Here is an 18621-nt window from a genome sequence, read left to right as displayed (position 1 = left end):
CGATCGCGAATGTCTATATCATAATAATCCACAGACATGGAGAAGTTACTGGTAGGATTTACGCCTATACCCATAGTATAGTTCTTCGATTTTTCGGCTTTCAGTTTGGGTACACCCAGTATAGCTGCTTCGCGACTGAGGTTATTGGCCAAACCTTTAATAACTATATCGCCACCATCAAACGAAGCCTGGTTCAACTGCAAATTGATCTGGTGCAATGTAGGTGCTCTGAACCCGGTTGAGTATGATGCGCGTATCGTAACTTTCTCGTTTATGAGTTTATAGCGGCTGCTGGCTTTCCATACAAAAGCATTTCCGAAGTCGCTATATTTCTCTGTACGTGCTGTACCGCTTATCAGGAATTTATCGGTTATATCCCACGTTGCATCAGCATAGAAACCAATGTTGGAGCGGTTGGCTTTAATAGCATTGCGACTGGAAAAACCAGGAAACGAGTTAGCTCCTTCTCCGGAATATGAGGCAGTATCGCCAGCAATAAGTTGATAGTTCTCTGATCGGAATTCACTGCCGAGCGCGATATATAGTTTCTCGGTAATTTCTTTCGAGAAGTCTGCATTACCTACTATATGATTAAAAGAGAAACCTCCGGGTTTGAAAGATATAGGGCTGCTGGCTCCGAGCGATTGGTTTACAGTATTGTTTACTGTGAACAGCATTTTGTTACCGCCTACAGTAAAACTCACATCATGACTCCAACCGGATTCAGTTTTACCTTTTAATCCCAGTGTACCGTTGTAGTCGTTCAGGTCACCTTCAAATGTAGGGTGATAGCCTATATATTCCGTGCCCGCGGCATGGAGCAGTCCGAAGTCTTGTTTCCAATACGGTGTGCGATAGTTCGCGTAGCTCAGCGACTTCCGGTATACATACGCTGCGGTGGCATATAGCTCGCTGTGATCGGTTACTGGTATAGATGAGTTTACCAGAAATTTTGCTGAAGTGTTATCAGGCTGTCCGTTTATATTCTTAGCATCCGGGTAGCGGGCCAGAAAGTCTGCTATAGTTTGCGTGGTAGCTTCAGTACCATCGCCAAAACCTACCACCGGGTTGGCTTCGCCGGCCAGGTCTACTTTGCCTGAGCGGTTGGTGCGATCCTGGTGCAGAAATGAAATGTTATAATTTATATATCCGCGGCCCCCTATATTTGCGCCACTGTTAAAGTTGAGGCCATAGTTAGCACCATCGCCCCGCGTGGTAACTCCGGAGGTAACACTGAGTTCCGTTGCTTCATAATGATCTTTCAGGATCACGTTCATAACACCGGCTATAGCATCCGAGCCATATTGTGCCGAGGCACCATCGCGCAGTATTTCGATGCGTTTTATAGCGCTGGTAGGTATAGCCGAAAGATCGGCACCGGTTTCGCCACGGCCCGGAGACGTCTGTGTATATACCAGTGAGCTAAGATTTTTACGTTTGCCGTTTATAAGTATCAATGTACGGCTTGGCCCCATGTTGCGTATCTCGTATGGGTCAAGTAACGAAGTAGCGTCATTCACCGGTGTATTTACCGTGTTGAATGACGGCACGCGATACTGCAGTGCTTTATCAAACGAGATTTGTCCGGTAGCATTCAGTTCTTTTATAGATAAGTTATCAATTGGTAACGGGGTATCGGTAATGGTTCGCTGCGAAGTTCTGCTACCTACCGTTATCACGATCTCGTCTAACTGCTTGGCGTCTTCTTCCATCGCTACCGTTATATTATCTGATTCAGGTATCGGTACCTCTTTGGTTATAAATCCTATAAATGAAAAAGTAAGATGTGTAGCATTGGGAGGAAGATCGATCACAAATTTACCATTGGTGTCGCTGAACACACCGGTAGACGTATTCTTCACCACTATATTTACTCCGGGCAATACTTCGCCACTGTTGTCTTTTACAACCCCCGATATCTTGCGAGGGGTTTTGCGCGATTCGTCCTGTGCAAAAGCATCAAACGAAACGCAAACAAATGTGAGGAAAATGGTGAGTGATATTTTGCTGAAGAGAAAGGCAATAGGCAATCGCTCCGCATGTTTTGCTGATAAGTTCATAGGTAAAATGGTTTGAATAAAAGATTACTAACTAACAGCTTTGCAAGCTGGCGGGCGTGGTTGTAGGAATTGACTTACCACCTGGGATAAGTTTTAGGAAATAACGTTACGATCAAGTAGAATTTTGCATAGGCTATATAGGTTTGGTTTAGGGATTCGCCTGTATATATAATAGTATATTCTGCTGCCTGCTAACAAAAAAGCATGACTATATCTATAGTCATGCTCTCAAAAGTTTAAACAATTATCTTTATTTGTCGTATAATTTTTTCATCTATAGTCATAGGCCGGGTAACAATATACTTCTTGAAAGCTAAAAAAATATCAGCTTAGGGAGCAATAGGTATTAATACAGGTATATACCTTCAAAAAATACCTACGTATATATAAGTATATTGGCAGAATTACCTACAAGATATATATCTGTAGCAACAAATGATCTTCATCTATCTCTATATATACCGCGTATGTCGTGAGATAAGTGTACCAGACAGTTGCTCCCGATATATAGGTAAAGCATCGGGAACCAGGGCGTGAAGTATAGATTTCTGAAGGCATCAGTGTGAATTTTTTGCTGGCTTTTTCCGGAGCTTTAGAGCTTTCATGCGGTATGCAAAAAGAATTATGCGGTGCACCGCCTATACTATATCGAAAGACACATCGCACATGACCGTTACTTGACGGGTTTTAGGGCTGATAACGGGAGGAGAATGGCCGGATATAGACCCGGTTCCGAAGATTATTTGGGAGTACAAATAATTGTGTCGCTGACATTTTATTATTACAGGAGAAATGTCGATTTTGTATTGTGTTTCCGCGCACGGAAATCAAGAGCCTGAAAAATGAAGTTGAATCCGAACCTGTACTAGCTATGGAAGCAGCCAAACCTTTGGATAATTACCGATCTGGAGCGTCTGACGGCCGTTCAATCTCCATGAACGACTATGTGCTGTGGAAGGAATTTAAGTCAGGCGATCTTGCCGCGTATGCCACTATATATCGCAAGTACTTTTTCGCACTCTATAATTACGGAAGAAAACTCAGCACTGATCAGGAGCTGATCAAGGATTGTATACAGGAGTTGTTCGTGAAGATCTGGAACAACCGCGAGAACCTCAACGAAACTACTTCCATTAAATATTATCTCTTTACATCGCTCAAACGAAAATTGCTGGATGTATTGAAGTCGCCACACATGCGCCTGCGTACAGAAGATGATTTTATGAGCTTCGATCAGGAAGATGATACGTTTTCGGAAGAAGAGATCGCACATTGGCAAAAGGAAAAAATTCAGAAAGCACTCAGCACGTTGTCGGGTCATCAGCAAAAGTTGTTGCACATGAAATTCTATAAAGAACTCTCGAATAAAGAAATATCCGATGAGTTAGGCATCACCATTCAGTCTGTATACAACGCAGTGTTCAAAGCCCTTCGTTCGTTACGCAAGCAAATGCAGACGATCATATTGATCTTGCTGTCCTTCTTTATGCTATAGCCCGGGTGTTATAGCAGGTACTGCATCGAAATAATTTTTAGTAAACCGGATTAGAATTATACACACAGTTCGTTTACCACGTGAGCTACGCCACAGTTTTGGTAACGTCTGTGTTCGTAGTTGGGTTTGGGAGTCCTCTTTGCCCTTCTGTAATGGGAAGGGCGGGAGGATTCAAACTTAAAAGAAGCGCCCATGAAAAAAACTTTACGAGGAAGCCTGCTGGTTACGATCGCTTCCATTTGTATTCTGAATGTTACCCGCGCACAAAGCCGCTATGAACTGAACAGCGGATGGCGATGTAAAAATATTCGCGATGTAAAAGAAGAAGGTACTGCTATATCGCAGCAATCGTATACGTTGCAGGCATGGCAGCCCGCACAGGTACCCGGCACGGTGCTCACAACGTTGCTGGTAAATAAACAGATACCCGACCCGTTGTATGGCATGAACAATGAGATGATCCCCGATATCTATACCACCGGTCGTGCACAGTATACGTATTGGTTTGTTAAAGATTTTGCCGAGCGGCTTACTGCTCCTGATGAACAGGTGTGGCTACATCTTCGGGGTGTAAATTATAGCTGCGATCTATACCTGAACGGTAAGAAGCTCAACACCACTGCTCATAAAGGTATGTTTCTGCGCCAGACCTATAATATATCGCGCTACCTGGCGGCAGATGGTAATAACCGGCTCGCGGTAATTGTATATCCCATCGATCCGGTTGGCAACCCGAATGGCGGGCAGGGTGGCGATGGAACCATTGCCCGAAATGTATCGCATCAATATGTAGCCGGGTGGGACTGGATACAACCTGTACGCGACCGTAACACCGGTATATGGGATAAAGTATATATCGAGAAAACGAAAGGTATACATCTCAGCAATCCACACATTGTTACCAGCGTAGCCGGTAAGCGTTTTCCACAGGGCGATCAGGCACCTGCCGGTATACAGGCTTCCGCTGAATTGGAGAACCCCACCGCTAAAAGTATAACCGGTGTGTTACAGTATATATTGGATGGTAATACCGTTTCGAAGAAGGTACTAGTGCCGGCCAACAGTAGAGCCACCTATACTTTGCCAGACTATATATTGAAGAACCCGAAGCTTTGGTGGCCCAATGGTTATGGCGAGCAGTATATATATAGCTGCAGGTTTCAGTTTTTAGCGGATGGCAAAACACTGTCGGACGAAGAAGTTGTTCCGGTAGGGGTGCGCGAGATTCAGGCTCCGTGGAATGCTGTCACCCAAAGCCGGCAGATCATGGTAAATGGTCAACGTATATTTATTAAAGGCGGTAACTGGATCATTTCGGATATGATGCTTCGCTTTACCGATGCGCGCTACGATGCCGAAGTGAGGTTTCATCGTGATATGAATCTGAACCTGATTCGTGTATGGGGTGGTGCGCTGATCGAGCGACCGGAATTTTATAATGCCTGCGATAAGTATGGATTGCTGGTGATGCAGGACTTCTGGATGTCGGGCGATTGCAACGGACGCTGGGTTGACCCGATGAAGAAAGAAGATCAGTGGACGCGCAGAAAATATCCGGATGATCATGCTTTATTTCTGAAGTCGGCAGAAGATCAGATCAAGATGATTCGTAATCATGCTTCGCTGGGTATGTGGTGTGGTGGCAACGAGATTACGCCTCCGGAAGATATACTCACACCATTGCGCGATGATATACTTCCTGCTCTGGATGGCACGCGTTGGTTTGTAGAATATTCCAACTCCGATAGTATGTCGTTCAATGCATTCGGTGGTAATGGCGATGGCCCGTATGGTATACAACCCGTAGAGTATTTCTGGAATCACCGGACCTTTCCGTTCAACTCCGAGATCGGTTCGGTTGGCACGGGCGACTATGAATCATTGCTGCGATTTATACCGGAAGATCACCTCGTAGCCCCGAAGCATCCTGGCAATGTTGACCCGGTGTGGCAGTATCATAAATATATAGGCTACAATCAATATATAGCTCCGTATGGTGAGCCGAAAGATGTAAAAGACTTTGCAAGCAAAGCGCAGCTTGTAAACTACGATCAATACCGTGCGTTGATGGAAGGATTCAGCGCACACATGTGGGAGTGGTATACCGGTGCTATTATCTGGAAAACGCAAAATCCCTGGACTGCCCTGCGCGGGCAGATGTACGATTATTACCTCGACCCGAACGCATGTCTCTATGGGTTGAGGAATGGAAGTGAACCGCTTCACGTGATGTATAACCCGACTGATGGAATGGTGATGGTGGCCAATAATACGGTGCAAGCATACCGTGATCTAATGTTAGTTATCAAAGCTTACGACATGAATGGAAAAGACAGCCTCTTATCACAGGTCTTTGTGGGTATAGAACCTACGATCTCCAAGAAATTCCTTGCCTTGAAAGATATAGTGAACACACTGCGTAAAGACAAGGGTGTATTTCTCTCGCTGCAATTGCTCGACCTGAACAAGCAGATACTCAGTGAAAATTTTTACTGGTTGCCCGATGCCAATGGTATATATACCGGGCTAAGCCAATTAAAGAGTGCGCAGATACAAGCTGAAGCAAAATGGCTGGAGGAGGGTAAGATCGAACTGAAACTCTCTAATTTCTCCAGCGGACCCGTGGCATTCTTCAACCGTATATCGTTGATTGACTCCAAAACGCGCAAGCGATTGCTACCGGCTTTCTATAGCGATAATTATGTATCCATTACTCCCGGTGCTCAAAAGACTATATATCTCGATTATCATCCGGATGACGAAAAGGTAATTCCGCTCGTTTCTATCAGCGGGTGGAATGTTGGGGAGTGTACGGAAGAGGTGAAGAAATAATGTGTTGAGGTGTTGGGGTATTGATGTGTTGATGGCTATTGTGATTAACTAAAACTCTTCTTTTCGTTCCACTCTGCCTCTACGTGGGAGAGATTGTTCTTATAGGCTGGTAAAATAATTTTAAATTCGGTGCCGATGTAGAGTGTGCTTTCAACAGCAACAATGCCGTTCAATTTTTGTAAGGCTTTTTGTACCAAGTGTAGTCCTAATCCGCTGCCTACAGAGCGATCGCTATAGCGGGTATAGGGATTGAAAATGGAATCCAGGTATTTACGGTCGATGCCTATACCATTATCGCGGAAGTATATCTCCACATAGTCTTGTGTGCGATAGGTGCGAATAGAGATCTCCGGATTCATGCGATTGTTAAATATACAGGCGTTCTCCAGGATATTAATGAATATGATATCCAGCAGTTTGGGGTTAGCGCTAACAATAACATTGTGCTCTATTTCGGTGTTGAAATTTATGGCTGGATATAGTCCTTTGAACTGATCTACTAACCCTTCGATATATTCATGAATATTAACGGACTGTATACCATCAAGCTTGTCCAACTCATACGCCATATGAATTTTTGAAAGCATTTTATCCATGTCGCGGGCCGTATTGTCAATCTTCTGTTGAATCGCTTTGCGCTCATTCTCATCGTGCGTAAGTCCGGCAAGCTGGCCAAGACCGATAATACTGAGAATGGGTCTTCTCACATCGTGCGATGCGCGGTATAGATAGGTGTCCAACTCGCTGTTCAATCTTAGAAGCTCGGCTGTGCGTACTTTTACTTTGTTTTCCAATTCGCTATTCAGCGTGCTGATCTTTTTATAGTTCTTGCGGATGATATATAGCAGCACACATAACAATACCAGTACGATGATAAACGATGTTATCAGTATACGGCTGGTGGTAAGTTCGCTTTTCTTCAGGTCGTTCTCCGCGCGTAATAAGCTCAGTTGTTTTTCAAACTGCATTTGTCGTTGCAGGCGTATCAACTGCATGCGCTGCGGACTCTGAATGGAGTCGCGCAGCAATACATACTTCTCGAACGTAAGGTGTGCTGAGTCGTATTGCTTTGTTATCTCAAACCAGTTGTGCAGGCTCTTGTAATAATCCAGCCAGATAGAAGGTCGCCTTTCTTGCTGCATCAGCTTCCATGCACTGTCGTAATATACTTTGGCTTTGGTAAATTCTTTTTTCTTGATATATACTTCTGCCAGTCCGGTAAGAGATTTACCGGCTGCAGCCCGTTCTCCGTATTCAAGACACGCTGCCAGTTCCTGGTTGTACTTGGCTTCAGCATCATCCAGGTTGCCCCGTATATAGTCGATGCGTGCTATATTTCCCTGTATCAGTCCTTCCCATATTTTACTGTGAATGCTTCGTGTCATCGGCAGTGCTTTATTATAGCTTATCGCGGCACTGTCTACTTTATTCATGTTGATGTACGACATTCCCAACGTATTATAGGCGTTAATGAAGTTCACTGTATCTTCGTGCCTCAGGTTTGTGGCTTTTTCAAAGAGTGCTATAGCGCGTTGCGCATTTTCAATGGCCAGTTCAAAGTTGGCGGTATTATACTGCAAGTTGGCAACCGACAATCGCTTGGAGGCATCTTCGTTATATAGTCCTAATTCGTCAAATATATCAGCCGCCAGGTATGCATCGTATGCGGCCAGTTGTAAATTAAAATGGTTGGTGTTAATAAAGCTGCGCAGGGTGAGTAGCTCCGCACGCTCATATAAAAAATCAAAGTCTTCCGTCTCCGGTAATATAGCATTGATAATAGCAATAGCCTCATACCCCAGGTCACTTTCCGATAGCGCATGTGCTTCGCCAAACGATAGCCATATTTTTTTTGTGAGGGCAGAAGCATTAACACCTTGAATTGCTCTGTTGATTCGTGTACGGGCACAATGCAGCACGGAATCGCTGGACGAAGAGTAGCAAACACGAAGCGAATCGTTAAGATAAGAGAACACCGCCTTCTTCTGGTTAAGAGGAACCGTATAGTTCGTATCTACGCAGGCAGAAGTAACGCACGCAATGAAGAGTATACCGGTAAACCTTAGCCAGGACATGATTCTCGGATGGGTAATATAATGTACAATAAAATTCAAGAAACAACCAATAAAGAGAGATGTTTTCACTAAAAACGAATTGCATTCCTTTGTTATAACTATAGTATATCGTAAAAAATAGTAACCGGTTAATACTTCTTAAATTGTTCAGACCCATTCCGGATGAGGGGGTACTTCGTGCAAAGAGTTATAAAAAAAGAACCAGGGCTAATGGATAACCCTGGTTCGTGTGAATCTCAGTTGTTCGTGATACTAGATGCCGTACTTTTCCATTCTTCTGTAGAGTGATGCTCGTGTGAGGCCTAACTCATCAGCAGCTTTAGAGATATTGCCGTTATGCATGTTCAATGCTTTAACGATAGCAGTCTTCTCTACTTCATCCAGGTTTAATGTATTGCTGTTGGTATTAGAGGCAACTGTTCGACTCAGAAGAAAATCACTTTCCTGTAGTGTTGCAGAGTCAGTCATGATCACTGCGCGCTCAATGCCATGTTGCAGCTCGCGTATGTTACCGGGCCAGGCGTACCTTTTGAGTTTATCCATGGCTTCCGGAGTGATAGCATTTACATGCTTGTGATATTTCTTGGCATAATAGTTCAAATAGTGTTGTGCCAGCAGAGGAATATCTTCTACACGATCGCACAGCGGTGGCACATGCAACTCTACCGTGTTGATACGATAGAGCAGGTCTTGTCTGAATGTACCTTCCTGCACCATCTTGTGCAGGGGCATATTGGTAGCACAAATCAGGCGTATATTTACCGGTATAGATTGATTGGCGCCTACGCGTGTAACTTGTCGTGACTGTAATGCGCTGAGTAATTTACTCTGCAGGCTCATGCTCAGGTTGCCGATCTCATCCAGGAAAAGTGTTCCGTTGTTGGCGAGTTCAAATCTTCCGGGGCGATCTTCGCGTGCATCGGTAAAGGCTCCTTTCTTATGACCAAAGAGTTCACTCTCAAAAAGTGTTTCGGTAATAGCGCCCATATCAACAGATACAAAGCTGTTGTCTTTACGCAAGGAACGCTGATGTATAGCACGTGCTATCAGTTCTTTACCTGTTCCGTTCTCACCGAGTATCAATACGTTTGCATCCGTCTTGGCAACTTTATCGATGAGGGTAAATACTTCCTGTATCGCTTTGCTTTGCCCGATGATCTCACCGAAAGGTCTGCTGATCTGTTCTTCCAGCATCTCTTTGGCCTTCTTCAGCTTGTCTACTTCGTTATAGGATTGCTTCAGGCGTATAGCGGTAGATATAGTGGCTACGAGCTTTTCGTTTTGCCACGGCTTTAAAATGAAGTCTGTAGCACCAGCTTTCAACGCGCGCACAGCCATCTCTACATCACCGAATGCCGTGATCAGAATTACCACCGCAGATGGATCGTGACCCAGGATCTGCTCCAGCCAGTAAAAACCTTCTTTACCACTCGTAATGTCTTTGCTGAAATTCATATCCAGCAGAATTACATCGTACGTGTCATTATGTAAGAGGAAAGGAATTTTCTTGGGATTCTTTTCAATGATCACATGATGACCTTGCTTTTTCAATAACATCTTTGCTGCGAGGAGTACATCCTCATCGTCATCGATCATTAGAATTTTGCCGCCTTCCGGATTCACAATAGGATAGAATTTAGGTGAAACGCTTTTGCGTTGGAAATTTTATGCCAAATGAAAAATATGCTTTTTTAAAGTATTTATGCACACATTCATGTTCTTGGATGTACAAAGATGTTCAAAACTGAACAGTTTGAAAAGCCTTTGACCGATTTATGAGCAGATACATCATATCTAAGGTATACTCATGATGTCAATGGTATTTTTCCGGATCAGGAACAGCCGCTCATCGGTTAACAAGGCAATGCTGTTGCCAGTCGATGGGAGTTTCTGTTCGCGGCTCTCGGCTGTAAAAAGATCAAAGAACTTCAGCTTGTCGCCTTCCAGGTAATACAACTCTTCACCCAGAAAATTAAAGTACTGTATATTTTTTACAGGAAGCGTTTTGATGTGTTTGCCAACACTGTTAAAGATCAGTATACCTTCCGTTGTGTCGAGCAGAAAAACAAAGCCCTGGTATGAACGCATAAATATACTGTGATCTTTTACGCGGCCGGTTTTGGCAGGCAGTAATTCTTCCGCCACAACGGAGCCGATACGCGTGTTGATTTTCTTCATGCTCCAATCGGCAGCATCGAGTATCCATACATCATAATCGCCCGCCATGCAGGCAAGCCACGGATCGATGGCCGCAGCAGAGTCAATCGTAAAGGTCTGCATGATTTGCAGGGTCGGGCTCATCAGATCATACTGTCGCGTGGCACGAAAGTATGCAAAGAGTCTGCTGCCATCATGCGGATCAAAGAGCGTAGGAGCAGGGTGGTCGCTATATAAGCTCAGTACCTTTCCGTTGGCATCGAACTTTTGTAATTGTCCATGTTTGGTAAGTATATATAGCTCGCCAGGTCTGTCTACCCATGCGGATACAATGGTATCGCTTACTTCCAGTGTTTTGATTTTTTTCTGCGCAAGCGCTGTTACCTGGAGAAGCGTTAGCAGCAGGATGGTGGCTGTATAGGGCTTGCGTTGTGTAAGCAGGTTTATCACGTTCATCACAGCTCAAAAGTTTTAAGTTCTACGGTCTTGCCATCATAAACAGCATACGTGCTAAAGTTTACCCACTCGCCCGTGTTGATATACCGGCTGCGCTCACCAATGGGAAGATTGAGTGGTAAATGCCGGTGACCGAATATATAGTAGTCGTGGTGATTTTGTTTTTCCAGCTCTGTACAATATACCCACAGAAACTCACCTTCCTGGCCCTGATAATTTTCTTCGCGCTTCATATTGCTGATGCGACTGCTCTTGGACCAGTAATTGGCAATGCCTATACCAAGGTTAGGATGAATACGCGCAAATAACCATTGACAGAAATTGCTGTTGAAAAACTTCTTCAGGAATTTATAGAAGTGATCGCCCGGGCCAAGTCCATCGCCATGACCGATCAGTAATTTTTGATTGCCTACTTCCAGCGTCAGCGGATCGCGGTATATCGGTATACCAAGCTCTTTCGGAAAGTAATCGAACATCCACATATCGTGGTTGCCGGTAAAGAATGCAATGGGTATACCGGCATCGCGTAGTTCAGCAAGCTTGCCTTGCAGGCGTATATATCCTTTGGGTATAGCGTGTTTATACTCAAACCAGAAATCAAATATATCGCCCAGCAGGTATATCGTGTGTGCTTCGTGTCTGACAGACTCCAGCCAGGCAACGATCTTTTTTTCACGGGCCAGGCTCGTATCATGATCGGGCACACCCAAATGAAAATCGGAAGCGAAGAATATCTTCTTGTTGTTCAGGGCTGGAATTTTTTCGAGCATAGGTTCATGAAAGCTTCTATGGTTATGCAAAGTCTTTGCTCGACTGCAGTGGTAAAGGCAAGTATATAGATCTGCATAAAGTCATATTGCGGGGTAAATTTCTGAATGATTAGCTTGTGAATCAGTTTGCAATAAAACGTTATTTCTGTTAAATCCCATCTGTCGGGAGGCGCAGGATTTTTTTCCTGACAATAAAAAAACTCAGGCACCGTAGCACCTGAGTTCAAAAGTACTTTATTCTTTATTAAAGAACTATGCTGGTGTTCCCGTCAGCTCATCGGGCTTGTCGCCTTCCAGGGTAGGAGTCGGGTCAACACCGGGCTGTTCGCTCTCTTGTTGCTTCTTCTCATATTTACCCTGGCCGTTTGTGAACTGCTGGTATGTAGTAAGTTTTTCAAACGGACGTTTACCGATGAGGCGCTCAAGGTCTGCCTGGAACAGAATTTCTTTTTCAAGGAGTTCCTTGGCAATTACATCCAGGTACTGGCGATGTTTCATCAGCAACGACTTGGTGCGCTCGTAAGCTTCGTCAATAATACGTTTCACTTCTCTGTCGATCTTCTCGGAAGTTGCTTCTGAGTATGGCTTCTGGAAGGAATAGTCGCTCGCTTTAGAATCGTAGAACGACATATTACCAATCTCTTTATTCATACCATAGATCGTTACGATGCTATAGGCCATTTTGGTAATGCGCTCCAGGTCGCTTAGGGCACCCGTTGATATCTTGCCGAATACTATATCTTCAGCGGCACGTCCACCGAAAGCCATGCACATCTCATCCAGCATTTGTTCTGTTTGATAAAGGAACTGCTCTTTCGGTAAATATTGTGCGTAGCCTAATGCTGCTACACCGCGCGGTACGATACTTACTTTCACCAACGGATCAGCATGTTCCAGGAACCAGCCTGCTACTGCGTGACCTGCTTCGTGAAAAGCAACGATCTTCTTTTCTTCCGGAGATATAATTTTGTTTTTCTTTTCAAGGCCACCAATCACACGATCAATCGCATCCTGGAAGTCTTGCATATCTACAGCCTTCTTATCTCTGCGTGCAGCGATAAGAGCAGCTTCGTTACATACGTTGGCAATCTCTGCTCCGGCAAAGCCTGGTGTTTGAGCTGAAAGTTTTTTAGCATCTACAGTCGAATCCAGTTTGATAGGCTTCAAGTGTACTTTAAATATAGCTTCACGACCTACAATATCTGGTTTATCGATACTGATCTGGCGATCGAAACGACCCGGACGGAGCAATGCAGAGTCTAATACATCCGGACGGTTTGTTGCTGCAAGTATAATTACTCCGGAATCTGTAGCGAAACCGTCCATCTCTACGAGCAATGAGTTCAACGTATTTTCGCGCTCATCATTTGCACCGGGTAATTGTCCGCGACCACGTGAGCGGCCGATTGCATCAATCTCATCGATGAATACTATACAAGGAGCTTTTTCTTTTGCCTGTTTGAAAAGGTCGCGTACACGTGCAGCACCTACACCCACAAACATCTCTACGAAATCAGAACCTGATAAAGAGAAGAAGGGAACACCTGCTTCACCGGCCACTGCTTTTGCAAGCAATGTTTTACCGGTTCCGGGAGGGCCAACCAGCAATGCACCTTTGGGAATTTTACCTCCGAGCTTGGTAAACTTTCCAGGATTTTTCAGGAAGTCTACAATCTCTTTTACTTCTTCTTTGGCTTCATCTAAGCCGGCTACATTGTCGAATGTAATCTTTACTTTGTTCTCGGCATCAAACAATGCCGCTTTCGATTTACCGATGTTGAATATCTGTCCGCCAGGACCACCGCCACCCGTCATTCTGCGCATCAGCATCCAGAACCCGAACAGCAACAGGAACAGAAGTCCCCATTGGAACAACTGGCTTACATAATCACCGCGATCTTCCGATTTATAGTCTGGCTTTTGTCCGTCAGGAAGTTTGTCTTTAAAAGAACGGAACTCCTGATCAAAGTTACCGGCATCTACTACGCGTAAAATATAGTGTGGACCGGAGTTGCTGCCACCGAGTGGTCCTGATGTTATATCTTGTTTGTATTTAGCATTTTGCAGAGCACTTTGTGTAAGCGTGATTTCTACAAATTTTTGATTCTGTACTAAAGTTACCTTCCGTACATCTCCGCTTTTCACCATCTGCTTGAATTCATCATAGTCAACTTCTTTCAGACTATTCGCAGATTGGAAGTACATCACACCAAAGATCACAGCTATCGTTGCGATAATTACCCAGATCTGGTAATTACCCTTCGGTGGTTTGGTGGGTAATAGCGGCTTATTATTTTCTTTCTTGTCTGCCATTTCGAATTATTGAATCAATTTAAAAATATCAAAACATTAACGAGTTAAAAAGTATTTAGTTCAGTCCCCTTCGATTTCAGTGATGTCGGCATCACCCCAGAGACGTTCCAGTGCATAAAACTCCCGGCGGTCTTTTCTGAAAACATGAGCGACTACATCAGTATAGTCGAGTAGCATCCACTCTTTATTGTTTTTTCCTTCAACATGCCAGGGATTTTCTTTTAGTGCTTTAAATACTTCTGCATCGATGGAATCGGCAATTGCATCCAGTTGTTTATCGGAGTTACCAGAGCAAACTACAAAGAAGTCGGCCACAGCATTTTTAACTTTTCGAAGATCCATCACAACGATATCCGATGCTTTTTTCTCTTGCATGCCCTTTACAATCACTTCACTCAGCTTTTCTGAATTGGCTCCCTTCCTTTTTTTTGCCATTAAACTATATTCGTTTTTAGATTAACCCTCAAAATTAATCAAAATACCTTGTATAAAATCCCTGCCAATACCCTTTTCATAGGGCAGAACCTTGTTTTTGTGCCGGAATGTCATTCCACTAACACGCTTGCTCTGCAACTATGCCAGCAGCCCTCCACACCGGAAGGTACTCTAGTAATTACCAATAATCAAACTGCTGGTCGCGGACAACGTGGAAATTCGTGGGAAGCTGCTCCCGGAACCAACTTTACTTTTTCGCTGGTATTGAAGCCCGCATTTCTTTTACTACGCGATCAATTCTTTCTCAACATCGTAATCGCGCTGGCCGTTCACGATTATCTGCTAACAAAAAAGATTGCAGACGTTCGTATCAAATGGCCGAACGATATAATGATTGCCGGTAAAAAAGTTTGTGGTATTTTAATCGAGAATCAGGTGCAAGGTAACAGGTTTTCCAATTCTATAGCCGGCATCGGTATAAATATAAACCAGGAACAGTTTGGTATAAGCACCGCTACATCGCTATACCGGGTAACCGGCAACCGCTATACATTAGCCGATGAATTGGAAATACTCTTGCAGAAAACAGAAGCCCGGTATATACAGCTCCGGCAAAATCAACAAGCAAAACTCCGCGAAGATTATCTGAATGTTTTATACTGGCGGGGAGAGCAACATCTTTTTGAAGCACAGGAGCAATCGTTCTCCGGAACAATAACCGGTCTGGACGATAGCGGAAAACTGCAGGTGCAACACGCTGATGGTGCTGTGCAGGTATATGATCTGAAGGAAATCAGGTATATACAATAATGCTGATGAAAATTATTCGAGCATCTTTGCATCATGAATATTTTTACTGAACGCAGCCGCATCATCATTACTTGCAATAAGCGGCTGGCACCTTATCTCGAACAGGAAGTACACGAGCTGGGCTTCTCAACAGAACGAACTTTTCAGACGGGTGTAGAGCTGGAAGGAACGGTAACAGACTGCATTCGTCTGAACCTGAACCTGCGCTGCGCAAGCCAGGTACATTACTCGATCAAATCTTTTCATGCCACGCATCCGGAAGAATTATACCGGGCGCTGATAAATATTCCGTGGGAAAACATTCTGGCCAACGATTGTTACCTATCCGTTACCAGTACAGTTGATCAGTTCACCATCAACAACGAATTGTTTGCCAACGTAAAAGTAAAGGACGCTATTGTTGATCGCCTGCGGAGAGAAACAAGCGCGCGACCCAACTCCGGCCCTGATATGACTGGTGCCGTAATTCATTTATACTGGAAGGATGATCGTGCCGAAATATTTATCGATACATCAGGCGAAACATTAGCGAAGCATGGCTATCGTAAAATTCCGGGTAAAGCGCCTATGCTCGAAGCACTGGCATCGGCAAACGTATTGGCTACCAAATGGGATCGTCAGTCGCCATTCATCAACCCGATGTGTGGCTCAGGTACCATGGCAATAGAAGCGGTAATGATTGCTACGAACAGACGCCCGGGGCTATATCGCACCAACTATGCTTTTATGCATGTGAAGAATTACGATGCTGCGGTATATGAGAAAGAATTGCGCATGTTGCACGATCAGATCAAAGAGATACCGGATCTGCTGGTAACAGCGACCGATATTAGTGAAGATGCTGTTAACATTTCGAAGATCAATGCCGGTGTAGCGGGCGTAGAGAAATTCATTCAGTTTGGAAAATGCGATTTTGCATTGACCGAGATACCCGAAGGAAAAAGTGGTGTGGTATATTTCAACCCGGAGTATGGCGAGCGATTAGGTGAGGTGCAGAAACTGGAAGAAACCTATGCACGCATCGGAGATTTTCTGAAACAAAAATGTAAAGGATATACCGGCTATATCTTTACCGGTAATCTTGATCTGGCAAAAAAAATAGGACTAAGAGCGAGTCGCAGAATCGAGTTTCATAATGCCAAACTCGATTGCCGCCTGTTGGAATATGAATTATATGCGGGCAGCAAAGAGAAAGACCGGAGATAAATAACGATTCCATAAAACATAACCTTCCGTTGATCACAGGAAGGTTTTTTATTTTCAACATCGCGCCTAAATTGAACGCACAATCTGTATACTATGATCTCGGTTCAGAATCTTTCATTTCAATATACTGCCGGTAACACCATCCGGTTTCCCGACTTTACGGTAGCCACAGGCGAGCATTGCCTGTTGCTGGGCGAGTCGGGGAGTGGTAAAACAACACTGCTGCATTTATTGGGTGGTTTGCTTCGCCACTATAGCGGTTCTTTGCAGATCAACGAAACAGAGCTCGCACAATTATCGGAAACTTCGTTGGATCGCTTTCGAGGACAACGCATTGGTTTCATCTTTCAGCGCAATCATCTGATCTCTGCATTAACCGTTGAAAAAAATCTGATGATGGCGCCCTACCTGGCCGGAGTAAAAATCAGCAACGATAGAATTACAGAAGTACTTACGGGTTTAGGTTTATCGGAGAAAAGAAAAAGCAGGGTAACACAACTGAGCCACGGCCAGGCACAACGTGTAGCCATTGCGCGCGCTGTGTTGAATAAACCTTCTATTATTTTTGCCGATGAACCAACGTCTGCGTTAGACGACAAAAACTGCGATCGGGTAATTCACCTGCTTATGGATGTTGCCAGTCAGCATCAATCAACATTGCTGGTGGCTACGCACGATCAGCGATTGAAAGATAAAATATCAAAACAGGTACGGCTAACGTCTGGCAACTAAAATATTTTCTGATCACGATTCTTCAGCCCATGTCGATCTTCACACTCGTTTGGAATTACCTTAAAGCAAGACCACTCAACACGGCTATTAACATTATGTTGTTGTCGTTAGGCATTGCTGTTATTACTATACTATTGCTGTTCAACAAACAGCTTGAACAAAAGATCACCGAGAATGCACGCGGTATAGATCTGGTAGTAGGTGCCAAGGGAAGTCCGCTGCAACTTATACTTTGCAATATATTTCACATCGATTTCCCTACAGGCAATATAAAGCTCAAAGAAGCCGAACGCTTTGCTAAACATCGCCTGGTAAAAAGAGCTATACCATTAGCATTGGGAGATAGTTATCAGTCGTACAGAATTATTGGAACATCTCACGACTATGCCGAGCTATATCATGCCGAACTGGAACAGGGCGAGTGGTGGAGCAAGACACTGGATGTAACCATCGGAGCCAATGTAGCGGCACTCACGTCATTAAAGACAGGCGATAAATTTGCCAGCGCCCACGGCCTTACCGATGGTGGCCACACGCACAACGATCATCAGTATATAGTGCGCGGCATTATGAAACGAACCAACAGTGTATTGGATAACCTCATTCTTACCAACATAGAAAGTGTATGGGAGATGCACGAAGAACATGAAGAAGGGGAGGAGCATGCAGCACACGAAGAGCATGAAGCCGCCGTTGTTGATCCTGCATTTATACCCTCACCGCTCGTACCATCGGTAGCGAAAGGCGATTCGGTAAAAGAAATTACTTCCATGTTGCTGCAGTATCGTTCGCCTATGGGCGCTATTCAGTTGCCGCGCATGGTAAATTCGCAAAGCAGTTTGCAGGCAGCATCACCGGCATTTGAAACTGCGCGATTGTTTTCGATCATGGGTGTAGGTGTAGAGATACTCATGGGGTTTGCGTATGTACTCATCGTTATATCAGGTCTGAGTATTTTTATAGCACTCTATAATTCGTTAAAAGAGCGCAGATACGATCTGGCCATTATGCGATCGATGGGCGCATCGCGCACCAAACTTTTTGTTTCTATCTTACTGGAAGGAGGTATACTTACATGGTTTGGAAGTATACTCGGATTGACAATGGGACATGGTGTGTTGGTACTGTTATCTGGCCTAGTGGAAGAAACACAAAAGGCTGGTATAAATGGTTTTGTTTTCTATCCGCAGGAATGGATAATTTTGGGCGGAAGTTTGTTATTAGGGTTAATCTGTGCTGTTATACCGGCTATACAGGCGTATCGCACCGATATCTCGAAA

13 protein-coding genes are annotated in these 18621 nt (G+C 44.3%); 6 read left to right on the top strand and 7 right to left on the bottom strand.

Translation table 11 applies throughout. From position 1 onward, the window contains the following. Positions 1–2060, bottom strand: a 2060-nt coding sequence (locus VIN08_RS27965; RefSeq protein ID WP_331972946.1) for a TonB-dependent receptor, incomplete at its 3' end; no start/stop codon positions are given. 871 nt (positions 2061–2931) lie between these two features. Between VIN08_RS27965 and VIN08_RS27960 the strand changes: the two genes are divergently transcribed. Together VIN08_RS27960 and VIN08_RS27955 are read left to right on the top strand one after the other, a co-directional pair. Continuing rightward, positions 2932–3555 (top strand): sigma-70 family RNA polymerase sigma factor, encoded by a 624-nt coding sequence (locus VIN08_RS27960; protein WP_331972944.1) that lies wholly within the window; start codon positions 2932–2934, stop codon positions 3553–3555. Between the two features lie 192 nt (positions 3556–3747). Further along, complete coding sequence (locus VIN08_RS27955; RefSeq protein WP_331972942.1) at positions 3748–6387, top strand: glycoside hydrolase family 2 protein; 2640 nt, start codon at positions 3748–3750, stop codon at positions 6385–6387. A 44-nt stretch (positions 6388–6431) separates the two neighbouring features. On the opposite strand, the gene VIN08_RS27950 is transcribed toward VIN08_RS27955, so the two are convergent. The 6 genes from VIN08_RS27950 to rsfS form a co-directional block, all read right to left on the bottom strand. Further along, positions 6432–8462, bottom strand: a complete 2031-nt coding sequence (locus VIN08_RS27950) for an ATP-binding protein (protein WP_331972940.1) — start codon at positions 8460–8462, stop codon at positions 6432–6434. Between the two features lie 252 nt (positions 8463–8714). Further along, positions 8715–10088 (bottom strand): sigma-54-dependent transcriptional regulator, encoded by a 1374-nt coding sequence (locus VIN08_RS27945; protein ID WP_414693322.1) that lies wholly within the window; start codon positions 10086–10088, stop codon positions 8715–8717. A 168-nt stretch (positions 10089–10256) separates the two neighbouring features. Further along, positions 10257–11078 carry a hypothetical protein gene (locus VIN08_RS27940; RefSeq protein WP_331972938.1) on the bottom strand — a complete coding sequence of 274 codons (822 nt, stop codon included), beginning with the start codon at positions 11076–11078 and terminating at the stop codon, positions 10257–10259. Beyond that, positions 11075–11845, bottom strand: a complete 771-nt coding sequence (locus tag VIN08_RS27935; RefSeq protein ID WP_331972936.1) for a UDP-2,3-diacylglucosamine diphosphatase — start codon at positions 11843–11845, stop codon at positions 11075–11077. The genes VIN08_RS27940 and VIN08_RS27935 overlap by 4 nt, the downstream gene beginning before the upstream one ends. A 252-nt stretch (positions 11846–12097) precedes the next feature. Beyond that, positions 12098–14158, bottom strand: a complete 2061-nt coding sequence (gene ftsH / locus VIN08_RS27930; RefSeq protein ID WP_331972934.1) for an ATP-dependent zinc metalloprotease FtsH — start codon at positions 14156–14158, stop codon at positions 12098–12100. 60 nt (positions 14159–14218) lie between these two features. Then, the gene (rsfS, locus tag VIN08_RS27925; RefSeq protein WP_331972932.1) at positions 14219–14593 is read right to left on the bottom strand and encodes a ribosome silencing factor; all 375 of its coding nucleotides are present in this window, start codon (positions 14591–14593) and stop codon (positions 14219–14221) included. 48 nt (positions 14594–14641) lie between these two features. Here rsfS and VIN08_RS27920 point away from each other — a divergent pair, with 48 nt between their 5' ends. From VIN08_RS27920 to VIN08_RS27905, 4 genes are all read left to right on the top strand, one after another. After that, positions 14642–15403, top strand: coding sequence for a biotin--[acetyl-CoA-carboxylase] ligase (locus VIN08_RS27920; protein ID WP_331972930.1), 762 nt, complete (start codon positions 14642–14644; stop codon positions 15401–15403). A gap of 33 nt (positions 15404–15436) precedes the next feature. Next, a complete protein-coding gene (locus VIN08_RS27915) occupies positions 15437–16609 on the top strand; it encodes a THUMP domain-containing class I SAM-dependent RNA methyltransferase (RefSeq protein ID WP_331972928.1) in 1173 nt (390 codons plus the stop codon). A 93-nt stretch (positions 16610–16702) separates the two neighbouring features. Further along, positions 16703–17341: an ABC transporter ATP-binding protein gene (locus VIN08_RS27910; RefSeq protein WP_331972926.1), complete on the top strand. Its 639-nt coding sequence runs from the start codon at positions 16703–16705 to the stop codon at positions 17339–17341. Positions 17342–17370: 29 nt separating this feature from the next. Next, positions 17371–18621 (top strand): ABC transporter permease (locus VIN08_RS27905; protein WP_331972924.1); only part of this gene is annotated, 1251 nt, incomplete at its 3' end.

Origin of the sequence: Ohtaekwangia sp., from assembly GCF_036568665.1 — a bacterium.
Lineage (GTDB): Bacteria > Bacteroidota > Bacteroidia > Cytophagales > Cyclobacteriaceae > Ohtaekwangia.
Note: the sequence above shows the minus strand (reverse complement) of the source record. Positions and strands in the feature narration are given on the sequence as shown.